Origin of the sequence: Paenibacillus eucommiae (assembly GCF_017874215.1) — a bacterium.
Classification (GTDB): domain Bacteria; phylum Bacillota; class Bacilli; order Paenibacillales; family NBRC-103111; genus Paenibacillus_AI; species Paenibacillus_AI eucommiae.
Window position 1 is genome coordinate 58,516 of sequence record NZ_JAGGLB010000028.1, and the last position, 21,253, is coordinate 79,768.

Genomic DNA, 21,253 nt, shown 5'->3' on the forward strand with positions numbered 1-21,253 from the left:
TTATCTTTAGCTGCGCTTAAAGCTCTTGGATCTAGGCCGCTAAGAAAGGAGCTGACACAATTTGATGACCTGGAAAAGGAATTTGATTATTACTGTATTTATCCTTGGAACTTTGATTTTTGTGCTCAGTCGTTTTTACATAAATGTGCAGAGCGAGTATTGGAGTGAGGAGTCCAAGGCGGTTCAAACTGCTTACGCGAAATCGGCTTTGAAGAAAGCTTCCAAAGTTGAAGCCTTCTATGGGGACAAGCCTCTTCAGATCATATCCGGTGAAGACGAGAACGGTGAACAGATTTTCGTCTGGGTTGCTGGTGAAGAGGTTCATGTTGAGAAGGCTGCTGACGCTGCTTCGGAGCAGCAAATTCGCGACACGATGAAACAAAAGGACCCAGCACTCGAGCTAATGCGAGTGATGCCTGGCTTAATCGAAGGCAAGTATGTATGGGAAGTTTTTTACAAGAAGAAAGAAGCCTCCGGAACCCGGTATTATTATGACTATTACCATTTTCATGATGGAAGCTTTATCGACACGTATCGGCTCAGCCTGCAATAAGGTTGGGCTTTTCAAACTTCCCTTCCACACTTTACATCACCATTTTTGATATATAGTATGCTATACTATTCGTATAGTAATTTGTATTAAAAATCGTTTATAGAAAGGGGGCGTTGGCTGATGAAGCTGCGTCTCTTACCCGTAGCTATAAGTGTGATTGTTTCTTTCGTTATTTTATTCGGGGGCTGGTTCGCCTATCATAGCTTGGCCATGGAACAGCCCTTAACAGGAGTCATCAATAAGCTGCCAGGTGTAGAGCATTCTAGTATAGCTATGAATAGCGCACAGGTTAAGATAGAATTAACTTTAAAGGAAGATGCAGACCTTCGGGAAATTGTTCGTAACATTAACTTGGAGGGTGCTTCCATTGTTGGCAAACGGCAGCTGGTTATTAAGCCTGTTGGCAATACCTCTCCTGAGCTGGAAGCTTGGTGGTCCAAGGCTTTATTCGATGTGGCACAAGCGATGGAAAACAGGCAGTATTCAGATATACCGAAAAATTTGGAAGAGCTGGCCTTATCCGATCAGGGAATGAAGGTAGATACGCAGATGGATGACAGCTATGTATACGTCAGACTTACGGATGGGACAAACAGTAAATTTCTTATGCTGCCCCGCATATCCGCTAAGATAGGAGTGTGGCCTAATGAGTAAGCTCGGTAAAGAGATATGTATTGGATTTATTCCTGTGTTATTGATTTTTCTGATGTATGTTGGAATTAATGTTATGCCGATTTTATTTATTGGTGCTGTTGCCTTCTTTTTATTTTTTATGATACGCGGCAGAGCAGGTATGGGAGCGGCTCCTGGCGACCGGAAAAATAAAGGACGTACACCGGCGTTCTTAAATTTTGATCAGATCGGCGGGCAGGATCGTGCCAAGAAAGAGCTGATGGAAGGGCTCGATTTTCTGATCAAGCATGAACAGATTAAGAAGCTTGGTATTCGGCCCCTTAAGGGGATTTTGCTCACTGGGCCTCCAGGAACGGGTAAAACCTTAATGGCCAAAGCATCCGCCCATTATACGAATTCTGTTTATGTAGCTGCTTCAGGCAGTGAATTTGTGGAGATGTATGTAGGTGTCGGAGCTAGCCGAGTGCGTGACCTGTTTAAAGAAGCGCGTACCAAAGCACAAAAGGAAGGCAAGGACAGCGCAATCGTATTTATTGATGAAATCGATGTGATCGGCGGCAGCCGTGACGGTGGTCAGCACCGTGAGTATGATCAGACGCTTAACCAATTGCTGACAGAGATGGACGGCATTCATACGGACGAAAGTCCCCGAATTCTAATCATGGCGGCGACTAACCGCAAGGAAATGCTGGATAGTGCTCTGCTGCGTCCTGGCAGGTTTGACCGGCATATCGATGTGGAGCTTCCTGATAAAAAAGGGCGCTTGTCTATTTTGTCCATTCATATGAAAAACAAACCGATTGCGAAGGACGTTTCCATGGAGCAAATCGCAGAGGAAACCTTCGGATTTTCCGGAGCCCAGCTTGAAAGCGTGCTGAATGAAGGAGCTATTTATGCGCTTCGTGAAGAGAAACCGGCCATTGAGCAGCAGCATTTGTCATCGGCCATAGACAAGGTGATGATGGGTGAACGGACAGATCGTGAGTCCACTCAAGAAGAGAAGGAACGGGTAGCTTATCATGAGCTGGGACATGCTATCGTTGCCGAAATCATGCGTCCGGGCTCAGTCTCCCAGGTGACAGTAAGTCCGCGGGGGAAGGCGTTAGGTTATGTAAGACATAATCCGCAGCAGGATCAGTATTTGTATACCAAGGAACATATCGAGCAGCAGATTATGATTGCGCTTGGCGGCTCAGTAGCTGAAGAAATATTCTACGGAGGACGGAGCACCGGATCGCGCAACGACTTTGAACAAGCTCTGCAAATGGTTCGCAACATGATGGATTCAGGCTTAACCTCACTTGGCATTGTCCATCGTGATATGGTCACGAAGGAAGAGCTAATGAAGGAGAATGCAGCCATTATGGAGGAGTTGACGAACCGTACAAGAGAACTGCTCGATAAGCAGCGGAATGTATTTGAACATTCCTTCCAAATCTTGATGAAGGAAGAGGTTCTTTCAGGTACAGCATTCCGGGAGCTTCTAACAAGCAGCAGCTCTAGAATTGCTTAGTCCAATGTTACCGCCGCCCTTCCCGGGGATTGGCGGTTTTTTAATGAAATATGCGGTGGAACGATGTATCATAGAGGAAGAAGGGTTATCCTAATATCCTATGTCAGATGAATGTTCATGGAAAGGAGCAGCGTACATATGACCTACAAAACAATTGGCGTCGTGGGCGGAGGCACTATGGGACAAGGCATTGCCGAAATGCTGGCTGCTCGCGGATTGGATGTAAGGCTAGTTGAAAAATCACCGGAAATACTTGAGCATGCTCTAAATATGATCACAGTCAGTCTTGATAAACAAATTAATCGCTGGGCTTTAACCGAAGCAGAGAAAAAGCTGATACTTTCAAGAATACATAAAGCCGATGCCCTTGAAGACTTGGCTGGCTGCGATATGGTCATTGAAACGATCAGTGAGGATATGAACGCGAAGAAGCATATTTTTTTTCAGCTGACTCAAATTTGTCCTCCTCCTACTATATTGGCCAGCAATACTTCAGCTTTAAGCCTGACGGAAATCGCTGCCGTAACGACAAGCCCGGAGCGTATTATCGGGATGCATTTTCTGCATCCTGTGGCCAAAATCCATTTGGTAGAAGTTGTCCGCGGTATGAAAACCTCTGATGCAACCTTTGAAGCGACTCGTCGCTTTGTAGATGATATTATCCAGAAAAAAAGTATTAAGGTATACGAATCGCCCGGCTATATCACAAGCCGCTTAATCTGTACATTGATCAACGAAGCCTTGCATACTTTATCAGAGGGGGTTGCTTCTGCTGAGGATATCGATACAGCTATGCGCATCGGCTATGGCTTTCGTTTTGGCCCGCTTGAAATGTGTGACCGCTTCGGACTCGATTCTGTACAAGCTGCGCTGGAGGAAATGTTCCGTGAATTTGGCGACATCAAATATCGTCCATCTCATCTGCTTAAGCAAATGGTACGGGCTGGTCATCTTGGTGTCAAAACGGGAGAGGGCTTCTTTCGTTACGATGAGGACGGTGATCGGCTATGAGAATTCTAGTTATCAATGCAGGAAGCTCGTCACTCAAATATCAACTGTTTGATATGGCGAATGAAACTGTTCTGGCTAAAGGTAAGGTAGAGAGAATCGGGATGGATACAGCCATTCTGACCCATGAGCCGGATAGTAAACCGGAAGTCCGTGAAGTAAGCGAAATTCTTGATCACACAACGGCTATTCGCAGAGTGCTGGATATGCTTGTTCATCCCAGGGATGGATTGCTGCGGGTAATCTCAGAAATTGATGCAGTCGGTCACAGGGTGGTTCACGGAGGAGAAGCCTTTAAAGGCTCTGTGCTTGTAGATAGTGAAGTGAAGCGGGAAATCAAGAAACTTTTTGACCTTGCTCCGCTTCATAATCCTGCCCATATATTGGGCATTGAGGCTGTAGAGACCAATATGCCGCATGTACCGCAGGTTGTTGTTTTTGATACTGCGTTTCATCAAACGATGCCTCCGGCTGCTTACTTATATCCGGTTCCAATGGCCTTCTACCGCAAACATAAGGTGCGCCGTTATGGCTTTCATGGAACTTCCCATCAGTATGTCAGCGAGCGGGCTGCCGCTTTTCTGGGGCGGTCACTTGAGCAGCTCAAGATTATTACCTGTCACATAGGAAATGGTGCGAGCCTGAGTGCCGTTATGGGTGGTAAATCGGTGGATACCAGTATGGGGATGACTCCATTGGAGGGACTGATGATGGGGACGCGCAGCGGCGATCTTGACCCCGCTATCGTTCCTTATGCCATGGGCAAGGAGGACTTAACGATCGGAGAGGTTAACTCCATGCTTAACAGACACAGCGGCCTGCTGGCGATCTCAGGAACAAGCAGCGATATGCGGGAAATTGAAGAAGCAAAAGCAGCCGGAGATAAACAGGCGACCCTGGCGTTTGATATGTTTGAGTACCGCTTGCGGAAATATATCGGAGCTTACGCCGCGGCAATGGATGGCGTGGATGTGCTCGTGTTCACAGCAGGAATTGGGGAAAATTCCGAGCTGCTGCGCCGTTCAGTATGCGAACGCTTAACCTTTCTTGGCATTGATCTAGATGAAGAGCTTAACCGTACTGGCAGTGGGACGGAGCGAACCATTTCACGACCGGGCTCAAGAGTCGAGGTGCTGGTTATTCCAACGAATGAAGAGTGGATGATCGCAAGAGACACTTATGTCCTCGTAAAGGAAAGGGGATTGTTGAAGCCGAATGTTGTACAATAAGAGGAATATTATGAATTCCAATTCCATTACGGGGGGAAATCCATTTGAGCACTAAAAGTACAATCGGAGAAGTGAAGCATCATTTAGGTGAATCCGTGACGATCGGCTGCTGGCTGAACAAGAAAAGATCCAGCGGAAAAATCCAATTTTTACAGCTTCGGGACGGTTCAGGCTATGTGCAGGGCGTTGTCGTTAAAAGCGAGGTTAGCAGCGAAGTATGGGAAGCCGCGAATGCGCTGACGCAGGAAAGCTCGCTATACATTACTGGAAAGGTAAAGGAAGATACCCGCAGCAAGGGTGGCTTTGAGCTTGATGTTGAACATATCGAGATTATTCAAATAACAGAAGACTATCCGATTACGCCTAAAGAGCATGGCGTTGATTTCTTGATGGATCATCGTCATCTATGGATTCGCAGTCCTCGTCAGCGTGCTGTTCTGGTTATCCGTGCGCAAATCATTCAGGCTGTTCAGCAGTTTTTTAATGAAAGAGGCTTTCATCTGGTAGATCCCCCAATTTTGACGCCTTCCTCCTGTGAGGGAACGACCAATTTATTTCATACCAAATATTTTGACGAGGATGCTTTTTTAACTCAGAGCGGTCAGCTTTACATGGAAGCGGCAGCTATGGCACTAGGGAAGGTGTATTCATTCGGTCCAACCTTTCGTGCAGAGAAATCGAAAACTCGCCGGCATTTAATCGAATTCTGGATGATAGAGCCTGAGATGGCTTTTATAGATCATGAGGAGAGTTTGCAGATTCAAGAGCAATTTGTCGCTTACATTGTGCAAAATGTGCTTACGCATTGTCGGGCGGAACTGGAGGTTCTTGAAAGGGATACGGATAAACTGGCTAAGGTTGCAGGTGCGTTCCCGAGAATCTCGTATGATAAAGCGGTGGAGCTGCTGAAAGAAAAGGGCTTTGAATTTGAATGGGGAGAAGATTTCGGCGCTCCTCATGAAACAGTAATTGCTGAGCAGTATGAAACGCCTGTGTTTATTACCCACTATCCGACTGCACTCAAGTCCTTCTACATGAAGCCAGATCCTAATCGGCCGGAGGTGGTGCTTTGTGCGGACATGATCGCGCCAGAAGGCTATGGAGAAATTATTGGGGGCAGTCAGCGCATTGATGACCCACAGCTAATGGAGCAGCGATTCCAAGAGCATGAGCTCTCAAAGGAAGCCTATCAATGGTATTTGGATCTGCGTAAATATGGCACCGTGCCACATTCCGGATTCGGCCTCGGGCTTGAGCGTACCGTTTCCTGGATTTGCGGCTTGGAGCATGTGCGCGAGACGATTCCGTTTCCAAGACTGCTTTACCGCCTTTACCCTTAAATGTTAACTGAGCAGAGAGAGAAGACAGAAGGAAGTAGAGAGGGGAGAGCGGGAATGAAAACAACAAGCATAGAGCAGAAGCATGAGCAAGCACTACTACAGGCAGCTATGAAGGAAGGGACTGTGGCGGTTCCTACGCTGCTTTTAAAATATTACAAGAGACTAAAGCTTAGCGAGCTTGAGGCCATGATTCTCATCCAGCTTATTGCTTTTCTCGATAAAGTGAAAAATGATTTTCCAACAATCGAAGAAATTCAAGCGCTAATGTCAGCGGCGCCAGAGCAGGTTATTGCTGGCATACAGAGGCTGCTGAAGGAAAAGTTTATTTCTATAGATGAAGATATCGATGAGATATCGGGTATCCAGTATGAAAGGTACAACCTGGATCCACTGTATACTAAGCTGGCCGCTGCTTATTTAGAGGAGCAGGCAGCTAAGCGAATACGTCCAAGTAAAACCATTCATGCTGATAAAGGCAAGGATATCTTTTCAATTATTGAGAAGGAATTTGCCAGGCCTCTTACACCAATGGAGCTTGAAGGCATTAGCAGCTGGCTGGACAAAGATAATTATCGGGAAGAACTGATATTGGCAGCTTTGAAAGAAGCTGTATTCGCCGGTAAAGTACACTTTCGCTACATGGACCGTATCCTGCTGGAATGGAGCAGAAACCGGGTTGCTACGGTCGAACAGGCCAAAGAGTTTACACAGCGGTTCCGCAATTCCCGATAAAATTGGCTGGATGACAGCAAACACGAGATAACAATCTGAAAAAGATTTGAAAATAACAAGCGCCCCTAGTTTCTTGCGAGGAACTTAGGCGCTTGTTGTTTGTGATTGTGAGGCTGAACGGGTTACTGGTAAGGGAACATTCCATATTCTCGGCCCTTACAGCGGACACGATTGCCCCTGCCAACGCACACAACCTAGAGGAGCTGGTGCTTTAACGATGTTTTTCATCGCTAAAAGTATCAGGTGCTCTCCACAACCTTGGTTAGCGATGTTTTTCATCGTTAAATCCCTGTTATTCAACTTGAGTGGGCCATCCGACCTCTTTTAACGATGAATCATCATTAACGTGCGGATTGACCTGGAAAGGACTTGCTTTAACGATGAAAAACATCGTTAAGTGAAGCACACCACACACACTCAAACCCTTTACCGGTGTAATACTCAACATAATCAAAGTAGTCACTCCAGATTTCCACTCAACACATATACATTCCAGTAAGTTCACAAAAAAGACCGCTCATGATGCATGAAGGAGCGGTCTTTCTAAACCTATAAGAAAGCTTGAATGCATAATACCGATAAAGTAGTCACTATCCCTTTCCATCAGGAAAGAAAAGTCTGCAGGCTGTCCCTTTGAGTTTAGGGTATTCATCACTCGGAAGAAGCCATAGCTGACTTAGCACCGTTATCAACACACGCCTCAAAAGGACGCAGCAGCAAGATGCTTATTTAGACGAAGGGTTCAGCAAATTCCAGCGATACACATATTCGAACAAATATTCAAATGCCTCCAAGTGACGTTTGGCCTCAAAGGAGTTAGCTCCCCACGCATAAATGCCATGCTTTCTTAGCACGATACCAGGAATTTTGGGCTGCAGGGCGCCTTCAACTAGTGCTGCAATCCGAGGTATTTCCGCATAATTAGGCAGGATCGGAATTTCAATATGAGCATCCTCCTCCCAGATGTTAAAGCCTTTGATCAATTCTACACCATCTACGGGAATATGCCCCTTACTCCAGTAAAGCTCCGAAACTATATTATTAAACACAGTATGAACGTGAAAAATTGCGCCAGCACCCGTCAAACGGTATATTTCCGAGTGAATCAGCGTCTCTGCAGAAGGCTTAAGCGCTGTGGCTTCTGTAGGAAGGCCTTTCTCATTTACGAGCAGAAAATCCTCCGGGGTTTCTACAGATTTGTCTTTACCACTTGAGGTTATAGCAAAGGTAAAGGATTCAGGATCAAAGCCGCCAACGCGAACGGAGAGGTTGCCGCTAGTAGCTGGAAACCAGCCTTTTGCTGCAAAGCCTGCTTTGATGCTGCGCAGCTCGGCAAAAGCCCGCTGCTTATCTTCCAAACGTATAGGTTCAGTCATTGTAGTTCATTTGCTCCAATCTATCGATAATGTCAAAGAAGGTTTCGAAAGGTGTGAAAGGAAGCCCCAGTTCATCGCAAAGTCCGATCAGATGGGATCTGGCAAAAATCGTTTCAACCAGCTGTGCTCCAGCAAAATCAGTAACGCTATCTCCGATTAAAATACGCTTATACTGCTCGCTGTCGTAGGATCGGATAATCGTTGTTTTGCACATGCCGCATTCGTTGTGACAATGCTCGTCACAGGGGTGAGGCCAGAGAATTTCTATCGTTTCTCCGTCAAAAGAGCTGGAGTTGCAGTAAATATTTTCTGCTTTAATATCAAAGGGAGCCAGCAGCGGGTAAACAAAAAAATCAATGCCCCCGCTGGTTACCAGCAGTTTGATATCATTAAGCTTGCAATAATCGATAAAATCACTAAAGCCATCGCGAATAACAGCATTATGAATGGAATAGCTAACGATCTCTTCTCTGAGAGAGGAAGGAAGTAGGGCGAACATATCACCTACACCTTTACGCACGGATACCTTTTTGCTGAGAACCTGATCCACAATTCCCTGCCAGCCTGGCGGGTCAAAGTGCTTCATAATAGCTACAATATTATCACTAAGGGTAATTGTGCCATCAAAGTCGCAAAAAATAACAGAAGGCTTGCGTGCTGACATGTTAATCTTTAACCCCCCAGGTTTCTATAGCAATCTGCAGCTCCTTATGCGTGCTGGCGTACTCCCGAAGAGGAATCTGCCGCTGGCTCGCTTCAATAGCTTGTCTAAATGCTTGACCGCCAGCAATTGTACCTAATGGGTGCCCATGGATACCTCCGCCTGCATTGACAACGACTTCTTCTCCGAAATCACGCAGGATGTGAGGGACAAGGCCCGGATGGATGCCAGCGGATGGAACCGGGAAACTTGGCGCAAGCTGTGACTTTTCTCCATCTGAAGCGTACAAGTAATCTTTGTTCAAATCAGTCGTAAGCAGCATGTGCTTAATAGCTAAATTTTCTTCGAGCGGCATAACAACCGATCCATACGGAGAAGGGAACAGGACCAGATCGGCACCAGCCAGCCTCATCAGCTTGCCCAGCAAAACTGAGGCAGTAATACCGTAATGTGGAGATGGATAAAAAGCCCCGGCCATTGCGGGATGAGCCATAATCGGGACGTTGATTTCCGGATCAGAGCTAAGCTCGTGAAGCACGTCAAAGCCATAGGCAAGCACATTGAAAAGGATGGCGTTGGCCCCGGCCCGGATCGCCTTCTTGGCCTGTTCAGCCAGCTTTGAGGTAGGTCCGGTTATGTTGACTGCATAGAGCAGCTTTTGACCGGTTTCCTGACTTGCTTTAGCAGCGGCTTCCATACATACTTCAATTCGCTTCTCAAGCGGCGTAAGTGGATTCTCGAACAGGATCTCATCATCCTTAATCAGGTCTACGCCCCCAGCTGCCTGCAAATAAAACTGCTCTCGCAGCGCTGGCAGCTCATAGCCTACAACGGATTTAAATATACTCATCAGCAGCGGACGGTCGTGAACACCCAGCAAGTTGCGAATTCCTTGTATGCCGAATTTAGGACCTGGGAAGGACGAAAGGAAATCGGAGGAGAAGGAGAGATCTGTGAGCTTGATTCTTCCATCCATCGAAAGCTTGCCAAATATAGTAACGAGCAGTGCGGGGATATCGCGGCTGAAATTGACATCGGGATATGCAATGCTGATGTCCGCATACCGGTCTGCAGAACTTTCCCCATTCACAGGCTCATGTACAATCACTGAAATAACTTTTCCCAAATGCTTTTCCATTTGCGCTTTCTGCGCTTCGGGCAGCTCAGTCCAGCTTCCTACGGTTAGACCAACTGCGATCCCGTTTGCTTTTTTGGTAAAATCGGCTTTTTCGTCGTAGCAGCGATAAGTTGCTAGGCAGTATGCATTCAAATAAGTCACCTGCTTTTCTTTGATCGTTTTGAAACATATGTTAAACGATATATTGTTAAAAGATACAATTTAATAATTATATTTTTAAAAGTTACAAGGTTAGAAGATATAAATTTGTTATTCCATTATAATCCTGGATTAGTCTTGCTTAGCTGTGATGATTTGCTCGCCCATTTGCTTAGCGCGTTCTGCTGAGCTAGTTACGGCAGTAACAACGCCCTCTTTAAACTGATAACGGTCCAAAGCTTCAATAGCTGCTTGCGTAGCTCCACCAGGCGAAGTTACTTTCCGGCGAAGCTCAGCTGGATCTTCTTGTGTTTGCTGAACCATGTGCGCTGCTCCAAGTAAAGTTTGGATAGTTAATTTCCGTGCTTCTTGCTCCGGTAATCCGCCTTCTACAGCAGCATGAATCATTGCTTCAATAAAATAATATACGTATGCGGGTCCGCTGCCGGATAAGCCGGTTACGATTTCCAGCTTTGCTTCTTCTACGATCGTAACGATACCAACAGCTTCGAACATCTGGATGACCAGCTGGCGGTAAGCCTCCCCAACGCTGGCAGAAAAGCTGATTCCCGTCGCCCCTAGGCCTATAGTGCTCGAAGTATTTGGCATCGTGCGGGCAATAGGCATGCGGGAGCCTAATAAAGTCTCCATTTTCTCAATGGAAAGTCCGGCAATAACAGATATGAGCAGCTGGCGTTCATTTAACAGCACCTTAAGCTCTTGAAAAGCTGTGACAGCATCCTTTGGCTTCATACAGACAACAACGACATCTGCTTGGCTGATGTAAGCTTCACGCTGGGAAGTATCTGAGGATACATGAACGCCATATTGTTTGTGAATGCGATCCAGCTTAGCCTGATCCGAGCGATTCATTACGTAAAGCTGCTCGGGCTGGGTTATATTGCGCTCAATGAGGCCGCGGAATAAAGCTTCCGCCATGGAACCGGCGCCAACGAAGGCAATGCGTTTTTGAGCTATAGAAGAAGTCATAAGTGCCTCCTGATTGATTTAAATGAAATCTAAATGAAATGATCTTAGAGCAAGTATATGGCTGATTTTTATAAATTAGCGAATTTGTCCACTTCCGTAAACGCGGAATTTGGTTGTCGTAAGTGCAGGCAAGCCCATAGGACCACGGGCATGAAGTTTCTGTGTGCTAATACCAATTTCCGCGCCAAAGCCGAATTCAAAGCCGTCAGTGAAGCGGGTGGAAGCATTGTGATACACGGCTGCTGCGTCCACTTCCTGAAGAAAGCGGCTGGCATTTGCTGCATCTTCGGTTACAATGCATTCGGAATGCATGGTTCCATGCTGACGGATATGATCCATGGCTTCGTCCAGATTGCTGACAACCTTAACGGACAAAATGTAATCACCATATTCCGTATCCCAATCCTCTGATGAAGCATCCTTCATATAAGGAACCAGGGCTTTGGCCTTTTCTTCTCCACGCAGCTCGACATTAGCCTGGGAAAAAGCATCAGCCAATGAGGCTAGGTGTTGAGCTGCATAAGCTTCGTGAACAAGCAAGGTTTCCATGGAATTACATACAGAAGGGCGTTGGACCTTAGCGTTTAAGGCTATCTGCACAGCCATTTCGTGTATAGCAGATTGATCGATAAAAGTATGGCATATACCAGCTCCGGTTTCAATGACAGGAACGGTGGCATTTTTGACCACATTTTGAATAAGTGAATGGCCGCCTCTTGGAATAAGCACATCAATCAATCCGTTAAGTTTAAGCATCTCATCTACAGATGAACGATCTGGACTCAGTATGAGCTGTAAAGCATTCACTGGAATAGCTGACTGACTAAGCGCGGAATGAAGCACTTCGACGATCCGCTCGTTGGAATTCAGAGCAGAGGAGCCGCCGCGAAGCACAACAGCATTGCCTGTTTTGAGACATAGTGCGGCTGCATCCACAGTTACGTTCGGTCTGGCTTCATAAATAATGCCGATAACACCTAGGGGTACGCGAATTTTTTCGACCAGCAGACCATTGGGCCGGCTAAATGTTTCCAGCTTATCGCCAATTGGATCCGGCAGCTCAATAACTTGCTTGAGACCTTCAGCCATGGCTGCGATGCGCTGTTCATTTAATGCTAGCCGATCCAATAGGGAGGCGCCAATTCCGGATTCTTCGCCCCTTTTCAGATCGAGCTTATTTGCTTGTATAATGGATTCCTGCTCGGCAACTAACGCATCGGCCATAAGGAGCAAGGCATCGTTCTTTTGTTGTGTGCTGAGGTTTCCCATTGATTGAGCTGCTTGTTTAGCCAGCATTGCTTTTTCTTTGACTTCACTCATTGTTTTTACCTCCTGTGTGTAGATAGACTCTTATATTTTAACATATTTTCATTTAGCGCAGAGGCACCCATTCATCGCGGTGAATAACCTCGATTCGAGTGACCTCGACTCTCTTTTGTACTTCCTCTGTGGAGAGTCCGGCAGCAGCAAGCAGCTGCCAGGAGGCGTAGTTGACAACCCCGCGGCCGATAGGCAATTTGTCCAAGCCAACAACCTCGACGACATCACCGGGGTGAAAGTCGCCCTCAACCTCCCTGACACCAGCCGGCAGCAGGCTTCTTCCTTCGGAAAGGAGTGCCGTCTCAGCCCCGCTGTCAACGATAATGGTGCCCATCGTCAGCGAGTGGAAGCCGACCCACTGCTTCTTCATCGACAGGTTGCCGAGCTGTGTGTCGAAGTAAGTGCCTTTGCCGCTACCATCAGCGGCCAGTGACAGGTCGCCGGGTGCATCGACCCGGCCGACAAATACAGGCACGCCGCCGCGCATCGCTATGCGGGCCGCTTCAAGCTTGGAGCGCATGCCGCCTGTGCCGACAGAGCTCCCCGAGCCTCCCGCCATGCGATAAAGCTCATCGCTGATTTGATCCACACGCTCGATACGCTGGGCGCTCGCGTTCTTTCTGGGGTCATCCGTGTAGAGGCCGTCCATGTCTGTAATGATCAGCAGCATGGCTGCTTTCACCAGATTTGCTACCAGTGCCGACAAGGTGTCATTGTCGCCGAACTTTAATTCATCTACCGAGACAGTATCGTTCTCGTTAATAATCGGAATGACACCGCGGCGAAGCAGCTCGTCAATCGTCAGCAGGGCGTTGTTCACCCGCTTCCGGTTAGAGAAATCATAACGCGTCAACAGAATCTGCGCGACGCCGATATCATGTCCTGCAAACGCTTCGTGGTAAGCCTGCATGAGGAGAGCTTGCCCGACAGCTGCGGCTGCTTGTTTTTCGTGGAGCACTTTGGGACGCGTCTTGTATCCAAGTGACGTGAAGCCTGCTGCAACAGCTCCGGATGTTACAAGAAGAATTTGCTGGCCGGATTGTTGAAGCCGGGCAAGCTCGGAGGCGAAAAAACGAATTTTATCGGGATTAAGTCCGCCTGCTTCTGATGTTAAAGAGCTGCTGCCAATTTTGATTACTACTCGCTGCTGCATGTTTGTAACACATCCTTAATTGAGTCCTGAATGCAAAAAAGACCTCCGTCCTTGTAAAGGACGAAAGCCTGGGAACTTCCGCGGTACCACCTTAAATTGACGCTTGAGGGCGTCCAACTCTGGTTCCCTTGGTAACAGAAGGGTGCTGTTCAACTCATCGCTGACCGTTCAGGGGCGGGTTCGGTGCCGTTACATGGTAAGCTCTCTCAGCCAGTGAAGCTTACTCTCTGATGCATGATGCTCGGTTCCTACTATTCCCATCACTACGTTCATTTTCTTTTTTATAAGAATAGCATGGGGGACGATCTTTGTAAAGGAAGCTGAGCCTGGAAGTACAGCCTGGAAGTCAAGCTTGGAAGTCAAATCTGGAAGGCAAGCCGCCTGCTAATCAAATAGATGCAGCTTGCCTATACGCTGAACAGCTTCTTCGAGCCGTGCTTCTGAGGAAAGCAGACCGAGCCGCACATAGCCTTCCCCATGCGTACCAAATCCAATGCCCGGAGCTGCAACTACTTTAGCCTCCTGCAGAATAAGGTCAGCGAGCTCAGCAGAATTGCGTCCTTTGGGGACGGGAAGCCAGGCGAAGAAGGAGCCGCCTGATGGCTGTGCCTGCCAGCCAATCGTATCCAGCGCACGAAAGAGTGCATTACGCCGACCTTCATAGAGCGTACTCATCTGGAAGACACTGTCCTGTGGACCCGTGAGGGCAACGGCAGCTGCAGCCTGAATGCCCCCAAAAAGTGAGCAGAAATAGTGATCCTGAATCTGGTTGATCAAAGAAATAACCTTGCGGTTGCCTAGCGCGAAGCCAACGCGCCACCCCGCCATATTGTACGTTTTGGACAAGGTGTAGAATTCCACGCCTACTTCCTTGGCGCCAGGGGTCTGCAGAAAGCTAATAGGCTTCTGACCATCAAAACCGATAGCTCCATAAGCAAAATCACTAGCAACGACGATACCATGTTTTTCAGCAAAGGCTACCGTATCCTCGTAGAAAGAAGCAGGAGCAGTAACTGCAGTAGGATTGTTAGGGTAATTGACGAACATAAGTTTTGCACGTTTCAAGTCCGCTTCGCGCAGTGCCGACAAATCAGGCAGGAATTGATGCTCTTCCTTCAGCGGCATGAACACCATCTCCGCTCCTGCCAGTGCAACACCAGACCAATAGTCGGGATAGCCGGGATCAGGTACGAGGCAGACATCCCCCGGGTTCAGCAGACACTGGCTGATTTCGACCAGGCCGGTTTTGCCGCCGAAAAGAATAGCCACTTCGGTCTCGGGATCCAGATCTACATCGTAATCCTCTTTATACCGCTTGGCGATCGCTTCTTTCAAAAACGGATAACCGGTGAAGGGGGGATAACGGTGATAAAGCGGATTTGTCGAAGCCTCCTGCAAAGCTTGCACAATATGCGGGGGCGTAGGTTGATCCGGATTACCTTGACCCAGATTAATAACATCATGGCCAGCAGCAATTTGCTCATTGGCTTTGCGTACTAAATTAGCGAAAAATTGGGTAGGCAGATGAAGCATCCGCTCCGCTGGTTGAATAAGCATAGGGCTTTTATTTGCAGATGATATTTCCATAGTATCACACTCCGAAAAGAAGGAATTAAGCTATCAGCAATAATGTAACATGATTTCGGTGCGCTGTATAGTGAGCATTGAACTCAGCCACCAATTCCTCTAATATAGAATCAAAAGTATCAAAGAATCAAATTCTCTAGTTATGAAAGGAGCTTTCAATGTCTGCAATAGATAAATTAACCATCTCACTTTTGCAAATGGATATTGCATTGGGGGATCCTGACGCCAATTTCAATCGGCTGGAGCAGCTTATGAACGAGGCCGTTACAGCAGAAGTAAAGCCAGATATATTAATGTTTCCCGAAATGTGGAATACCGGCTATGCCTTAGAAGAAATTCATCAGTTGGCGGATAAAGCGGGAGAACGCACGAAAGCGTTTATTTCGGAATTTGCCGCTAAGCATGGCGTTCATGTGATTGCCGGATCTATCGCGGAAAAACAGGGTGAGCATGTGCGCAATACCGTGTATATATTTGACCGAGAAGGCAAAGAGACGGCTGAATATTCGAAAATCCACCTTTTCCGGCTGATGGAGGAAGAAAAGTATTTGACCGAAGGTGAACAAATCGGCAGCTTTGAGCTGGAGGGTATACCGGCTGGAGTTATGATTTGTTACGACATTCGTTTTCCCGAGCTGGCCCGTAAGCTTGCGCTGGGAGGAGCGCGTATTTTGTTCGTGCCTGCAGAATGGCCTAATCCGAGGCTGCATCATTGGCGCACTCTTTTAATGGCAAGAGCTATTGAAAATCAAATGTATGTTGTTTCTTGCAACAGGGTCGGGAAGAGCGGCAGTACCGAATTTTTTGGTCATTCAATGGTTATTAATCCTTGGGGAGAAGTGCTTGTTGAAGGTGGAGAAGCTGAGGAAATTCTGCAAGCAACGTTTGAACTTAGTGAGGTAGATCAGGTCCGCAGCCGCATACCGATTTTCGAGGATCGCCGTCCACAGCTGTACTGAAGCTTCAATCCTGTATAATTGCATTAGAAATAAGTCAAGAGGAGTTGGAAGCGATGATTAAGCCTTATTTGCTGCCGCATGGCAAAAATATCAAGCTGAAAGACTACGATCCTCAGGATACAGGCGGTTTGGAAAATAGTGAGAAGCTGAAGGCAGAGGTCCAGAATTTAAAGGAAAAGCTTGAGAACTTGCAGGACAAGCTGATTGCTGATAAAAAGCGCTCGCTCTTAATCGTATTTCAAGGGATGGATTGCAGCGGGAAGGATGGCGTGATCAAAAAGGTCCTGTCTTCCATAAACCCGCAGGGCTTTCAGGTAACAAGCTTCAAGAAGCCAAGCGAGGAAGAGCTTTCCCATGATTTCTTGTGGCGTGCGCATAAAGCCGTCCCAGCTGCCGGTCACATAACCGCTTTCAACCGCTCTTATTATGAGGATGTGCTTATAACCCGTGTTCATGGAAACATATCCAATAAAGAAGTAAAACGCAGATTTAATCATATACGAAATTTTGAGCAGCTCCTGGTTGATGAGCAGGTAAGTGTCGTTAAAATATTTTTGCATATTTCGAAGGATTTTCAGATCGAAAAAATCAATGACCGTCTTACCAATCCGAAAAAGAAATGGAAATTCGATCCCAGTGATCTTGAGGAAAGAAAGTATTGGGACGATTATTGCAGTGCCTATGAGGACGTATTTCGTGAGTGCAGCTCCAAAGAAGCCCCGTGGTATATCGTTCCGGCCAATGAGCGATGGTTCCGTGATTATTTGGTGCTGCGGATTATAGTGAAGGCACTTGAGAAAATGAAGCTTGAGTATCCTGAGCCAAGTCCAGAGCTGGAAACGATCATCCGATCCATGAAGCTCGATCCTCAAAATCGGAGTGCTGCGCTAGATTCGGCAAATATTTGATTTTTTTGAGATTCTTTTGTACAATATACGCAATATGCAAATCACATTAGGAATTCGGCAATGAAGGACCAATAGTATCTGCAAGACCTTATGTACAGCGAGCCGGGGAAGGTGCAAGCCCGGTCAGAAGGAGCAGAGAAAGGGCAGTCTGGAGTCGGTTTTTGAAAAAGAGGGTACGCCAGATGACTGGCGCATCAACTAGGGTGGAACCGCGGGTGCAAAGCTCCCGTCCCTAGGCATTTTAGATGCCTGTAGGGATGGTGGCTTTTTTTGTGATTTTTTAATGCTTTACAGGTTTGACTTACAGCTGCAGTTTTGATGAGTTAGTATGTGAACAAACAAATGAAGAGGGGCGAATTGGAAATGAGTATAAGTATGGAGCAAATCGTGGCTTTGGCTAAGCATAGGGGCTTTGTTTTTCCGGGATCAGAGGTTTACGGCGGCCTGGCAAATACATGGGATTATGGTCCTCTTGGCGTAGAGCTGAAAAATAATATTAAACGGGCCTGGTGGAAAAAATTTATTCAGGAATCTCCTTATAATGTTGGCTTGGACGCGGCAATTCTGATGAATCCGCAGGCTTGGGTCGCTTCCGGACATGTAGGCAACTTTAATGATCCAATGATCGATTGCAAACAGTGTAAAGCCCGTCACCGTGCTGACAAACTGATCGAAGGCAAGCTGGCTGAGAAAGATATTGAAATTATTGTAGACGGTATGACATTTGCCGAAATGCAAAAGCTGATCCAGGATCATGATGTGGTTTGTCCGGATTGCGGCAGCAAGGATTTCACAGACATTCGCCAGTTCAATCTGATGTTCAAGACTTTCCAAGGCGTGACTGAATCCAGCTCCAACACCGTTTACCTGCGTCCAGAAACGGCCCAGGGAATTTTCGTCAACTTCAAGAATGTTCAGCGCACTATGCGCAAAAAGCTTCCTTTTGGAATCGGCCAGATTGGCAAAAGCTTCCGTAACGAAATCACTCCGGGGAATTTTACGTTCCGTACCCGCGAGTTTGAGCAAATGGAGCTTGAATTTTTCTGCAAGCCTGGTGAGGATATGGAGTGGTTTGCTTACTGGCGCAGCTTCTGTCATAACTGGCTGCTAAACCTAGGCTTGAAGCCGGATAATTTGCGTTTGCGCGACCATTCGGATGATGAGCTGTCCCATTATAGCAATGCAACGACGGATATTGAATATAAATTCCCGTTCGGCTGGGGCGAGCTTTGGGGAATTGCCGATCGTACCGATTTTGATTTAAAGCAGCATATGGAGCACTCGGGTGAGGATTTCAATTATATCGATGCTGAAACTAAAGAACGTTATATCGCTTACTGCATCGAACCTTCGCTGGGAGCAGATCGCGTGACGCTTTCTTTCCTGATCGATGCCTTTGAGGAGCAGCAGCTTGAAGGGGACGATAGCCGGACTGTATTGCGTTTTCATCCCGCTCTAGCGCCAATTAAAGCAGCGGTATTTCCACTCTCGAAGAAGCTTGCGGAAGGAGCCCAGCAAGTTTTCGCGGATCTGTCAAAGTATTATATGACCGATTATGATGATTCGGGTTCCATCGGCAAAAGATACCGCCGCCATGATGAAATTGGCACTCCGTTCTGTATTACTTACGATTTTGATTCCGAGCAGGATGGTCAGGTTACGGTGCGTGACCGTGATACGATGCAGCAAACACGTATGCCAATTACCGAGCTGAAATCATTTATCGAAGAGAAGCTGCAGTTCTAAGTTAGATGACGAAATCAAGTACCTCGCTATAGGGAAAGTACGTCATCATATTGTGCAGCGGAGGCGAATACACATGTACAGAAATCATCGCCTCCCTGCCAGTGTTGCTCATTTGATGAATGAGTCCGGCAGGTACGATGAGTGTTTCTCCAGTCTTGACAGTACATTGTCCAGCTTGCACGGGGTATCCGTACTTGTCTGTTAAGTAGGTCGTATTCATAAATTCACCTTCAATAACAAACACACAGCCTATAGAATTTCCATGGCCATGGATGGCAGTTGCTCTCCCGGCAGGTATCTGAACAACGACAGCCTCGACCGCATCATTACGAAACAATGTTTTTCTCGAGTAGGGAAGACTTCCGGGATCGCTGCTATACTTTGGGGCCTGCTTCAGCAAATCGCTTAGGGAATTAAATAAGCCTTTTATTTGCTCTATAGTAGGATTTTCTAGCGTGCGGAACTCTTGCTCCAGTCGACTGATAAGCTCCATGTAATCTCCATCTCCTCACTGAACTTGTTTCATCAAGAAACCTTTGATTTCTCATAAGAAACTTTGATACATGGTATGCTTTAACAACAAGCTGGGTGTCAGGAGTGTTTGAAATTATTCGTTAGCACACTTTATGGATTTGTATACATAACAAAGAAGCAAGGCATCCTTGCTTCTTTGTTATGTGTTTTACTGAGCTAAAGGATAAGAGAGGTTATCATTTCTAATTGAACTAAGAAAGCTTAGGTTTTAAGGAAGAGTATCCCTTAGCAGCCATGAAGCAGCCCGCCTCCGTCTAATTGTCCCCAATTCTGCCCATTATGCTTTTGCAGTTTATTTTACGATGTTTTTTATCGTTAAGTAAGTGTTCCCAGGTCAATCTGTCACTTTAGTGATGTTTTTCATCGTTAAAAGCGGACAGATGGCCTTTCTAGGTGCATAAAAGAGATTTTAACGATGTTTTTCATTGTTAAAGTAAGGTTGTGGGGGCGACCTCGTGCTTTTAGCGATGAAAAACATCGTTAAAGTAGCAGACAATCTCGGTTGCGCGCGCTGGCAGGGGCCATCTTCATCCCCAGCGCTTGCTCCCGCTAGGAATCTCCTCCAGCAAAGAGAAAACTTCTTGTTGGCTGTCCGTTTGAAGCTTGGTGTTCGTGAGGTAGTAGCTGGAAGAGGGAGTGGCTGTGGGTGGAGGAGCGATAGCGCCCGCCTTTAAAGATTTGTTCCAACCCCCTATCCATTTCATTCGAAGGAACAAATCTTTAACAGCGGCTGGAGCCCACAGCCATTCCCTCCATAACGCTCCTAAGTTTCGAACACGCACCTCAAAGGATCGCGACAAGGCGTCCTTTTTTACGATCTTGCATCCATAATTTGTTTCATGGTTGCAATAAAGGCTTCAGCAGCTTTAGAAATGTATCTGCCTTTGCGATAGGCGATGACCAGCGTTCGAGTCGGGTGTCCTTCTAGGTGCAGGTAAGTGGGAGCCAGCTCGCTTCTACTTCTTTTGGAAATAAGAAAAGGCACAAAAGCAATACCCATACCAGCAGCAACAAGGGACTGTATAGTTTCCATGTTACTGGATTCAAATACAATATTCGGTGAAATGCCTGCCTGTTGGCAAAGCTGGGTGGTGAGCTTGCGAAAGCCCTGCCCGTTCTTTAAAGCTATAAAGGGCTCCTGCTTTAGCTCTCCCAAATGAATAGGATCGGAACGTGAAGCCAATGGATGCTGAGGATGAACAGCCAGTACAATTTCTTCTTCTAATAAAGTTTCATAATAAAGCGAGTCATCTCTAAGCGGAAGGGAGAGCAGGCTAATATCGGTTTGGCCGCTGCTTGTAAGTGTCTCCAGGTTAAAGGAGGTTTCCTCGACCAGCGAAACTTCAATTTCCGGGTAGGCAGCCTGGAACGCAGGGACGACATAAGGGAGAATGGTTGAGCCTGTGATAGGCATGCTGCCGACGATGAGCCGTCCTTTTTTCATCTGTGAGATATCTTCCATTTCTTTTTTCAGCTGCTCCACCAGGTCGAGAATTTGTTGTGATTTCTCTACAAAAAGCGACCCGGCATGTGTGAGCTCAACAGAGCTTGTGCTGCGCTGAAAGAGCAATACTCCCAGCTCTTTTTCCAGCTTGGACAGCTGCTGGCTGAGAGAAGGCTGAGCGATATGCAGCTTTTCTGCGGCTCTGGAGAAATTGCGTTCAATGGCAATTTGAATGGCATATTGAAGCTGTCGTAATTCCATGTTTTTCGCCTCCCGAGTCAAATTATAACC

At 46.8% G+C, this 21,253-nt stretch carries 19 protein-coding genes; 10 read left to right on the top strand and 9 right to left on the bottom strand.

Annotated elements, in window-relative coordinates; all coding sequences use genetic code 11:
• Window positions 1-64 precede the first annotated feature (64 nt).
• From J2Z66_RS30830 to J2Z66_RS30860, 7 genes are all read left to right on the top strand, one after another.
• Window positions 65-553, top strand: coding sequence for a cell wall elongation regulator TseB-like domain-containing protein (locus J2Z66_RS30830; protein ID WP_245375971.1), 489 nt, complete (start codon window positions 65-67; stop codon window positions 551-553).
• Window positions 554-673: 120 nt separating this feature from the next.
• Window positions 674-1,207 (top strand): hypothetical protein, encoded by a 534-nt coding sequence (locus J2Z66_RS30835; RefSeq protein ID WP_209976606.1) that lies wholly within the window; start codon window positions 674-676, stop codon window positions 1,205-1,207.
• Window positions 1,200-2,699: an AAA family ATPase gene (locus J2Z66_RS30840; RefSeq protein WP_209976607.1), complete on the top strand. Its 1,500-nt coding sequence runs from the start codon at window positions 1,200-1,202 to the stop codon at window positions 2,697-2,699. Before J2Z66_RS30835 ends, J2Z66_RS30840 begins: the two co-directional genes overlap by 8 nt.
• A gap of 138 nt (window positions 2,700-2,837) precedes the next feature.
• Window positions 2,838-3,710, top strand: a complete 873-nt coding sequence (locus tag J2Z66_RS30845) for a 3-hydroxyacyl-CoA dehydrogenase family protein (protein WP_209976608.1) — start codon at window positions 2,838-2,840, stop codon at window positions 3,708-3,710.
• Window positions 3,707-4,936, top strand: a complete 1,230-nt coding sequence (locus J2Z66_RS30850) for an acetate/propionate family kinase (protein WP_209976609.1) — start codon at window positions 3,707-3,709, stop codon at window positions 4,934-4,936. Before J2Z66_RS30845 ends, J2Z66_RS30850 begins: the two co-directional genes overlap by 4 nt.
• 44 nt (window positions 4,937-4,980) lie before the next feature.
• Window positions 4,981-6,276, top strand: coding sequence for an asparagine--tRNA ligase (asnS, locus tag J2Z66_RS30855; RefSeq protein WP_209976610.1), 1,296 nt, complete (start codon window positions 4,981-4,983; stop codon window positions 6,274-6,276).
• A gap of 54 nt (window positions 6,277-6,330) precedes the next feature.
• The gene (locus J2Z66_RS30860) at window positions 6,331-7,008 is read left to right on the top strand and encodes a DnaD domain-containing protein (protein WP_209976611.1); all 678 of its coding nucleotides are present in this window, start codon (window positions 6,331-6,333) and stop codon (window positions 7,006-7,008) included.
• Between the two features lie 725 nt (window positions 7,009-7,733).
• Here J2Z66_RS30860 and mtnB read toward each other — a convergent pair.
• The 7 genes from mtnB to J2Z66_RS30895 all read right to left on the bottom strand — a co-directional run bounded on the left by mtnB (window position 7,734) and on the right by J2Z66_RS30895 (window position 15,371).
• Entirely contained in the window at window positions 7,734-8,384 is a 651-nt protein-coding gene (gene mtnB / locus J2Z66_RS30865) for a methylthioribulose 1-phosphate dehydratase (protein WP_209976612.1), read from the bottom strand.
• On the bottom strand, window positions 8,377-9,048 hold the full coding sequence (locus tag J2Z66_RS30870) for a 2-hydroxy-3-keto-5-methylthiopentenyl-1-phosphate phosphatase (protein WP_209976613.1): 672 nt from the start codon (window positions 9,046-9,048) through the stop codon (window positions 8,377-8,379). The genes mtnB and J2Z66_RS30870 overlap by 8 nt, the downstream gene beginning before the upstream one ends.
• A gap of 1 nt (window position 9,049) precedes the next feature.
• Window positions 9,050-10,315: a 2,3-diketo-5-methylthiopentyl-1-phosphate enolase gene (locus J2Z66_RS30875; RefSeq protein WP_209976614.1), complete on the bottom strand. Its 1,266-nt coding sequence runs from the start codon at window positions 10,313-10,315 to the stop codon at window positions 9,050-9,052.
• 138 nt (window positions 10,316-10,453) lie between these two features.
• Window positions 10,454-11,311, bottom strand: coding sequence for a pyrroline-5-carboxylate reductase (gene proC, locus J2Z66_RS30880; protein WP_209976615.1), 858 nt, complete (start codon window positions 11,309-11,311; stop codon window positions 10,454-10,456).
• Window positions 11,312-11,386: 75 nt separating this feature from the next.
• The gene (locus J2Z66_RS30885; RefSeq protein ID WP_312894849.1) at window positions 11,387-12,655 is read right to left on the bottom strand and encodes a glutamate-5-semialdehyde dehydrogenase; all 1,269 of its coding nucleotides are present in this window, start codon (window positions 12,653-12,655) and stop codon (window positions 11,387-11,389) included.
• A gap of 28 nt (window positions 12,656-12,683) precedes the next feature.
• A complete protein-coding gene (gene proB / locus J2Z66_RS30890; protein WP_209976617.1) occupies window positions 12,684-13,784 on the bottom strand; it encodes a glutamate 5-kinase in 1,101 nt (366 codons plus the stop codon).
• 384 nt (window positions 13,785-14,168) lie between these two features.
• Entirely contained in the window at window positions 14,169-15,371 is a 1,203-nt protein-coding gene (locus J2Z66_RS30895; protein WP_281068908.1) for a pyridoxal phosphate-dependent aminotransferase, read from the bottom strand.
• Between the two features lie 158 nt (window positions 15,372-15,529).
• Between J2Z66_RS30895 and J2Z66_RS30900 the strand changes: the two genes are divergently transcribed.
• The 3 genes from J2Z66_RS30900 to J2Z66_RS30910 all read left to right on the top strand — a co-directional run bounded on the left by J2Z66_RS30900 (window position 15,530) and on the right by J2Z66_RS30910 (window position 18,984).
• Window positions 15,530-16,330, top strand: a complete 801-nt coding sequence (locus tag J2Z66_RS30900; protein ID WP_245375965.1) for a carbon-nitrogen family hydrolase — start codon at window positions 15,530-15,532, stop codon at window positions 16,328-16,330.
• 53 nt (window positions 16,331-16,383) lie between these two features.
• A complete protein-coding gene (locus J2Z66_RS30905) occupies window positions 16,384-17,238 on the top strand; it encodes a PPK2 family polyphosphate kinase (RefSeq protein ID WP_209976618.1) in 855 nt (284 codons plus the stop codon).
• A 363-nt stretch (window positions 17,239-17,601) separates the two neighbouring features.
• Complete coding sequence (locus tag J2Z66_RS30910) at window positions 17,602-18,984, top strand: glycine--tRNA ligase (protein WP_209976619.1); 1,383 nt, start codon at window positions 17,602-17,604, stop codon at window positions 18,982-18,984.
• A gap of 1 nt (window position 18,985) precedes the next feature.
• On the opposite strand, the gene J2Z66_RS30915 is transcribed toward J2Z66_RS30910, so the two are convergent.
• Window positions 18,986-19,477, bottom strand: coding sequence for a cysteine dioxygenase (locus J2Z66_RS30915; protein ID WP_209976620.1), 492 nt, complete (start codon window positions 19,475-19,477; stop codon window positions 18,986-18,988).
• An 852-nt stretch (window positions 19,478-20,329) separates the two neighbouring features.
• The gene (locus tag J2Z66_RS30920) at window positions 20,330-21,223 is read right to left on the bottom strand and encodes a LysR family transcriptional regulator (protein WP_209976621.1); all 894 of its coding nucleotides are present in this window, start codon (window positions 21,221-21,223) and stop codon (window positions 20,330-20,332) included.
• Window positions 21,224-21,253: the final 30 nt, after the last annotated feature.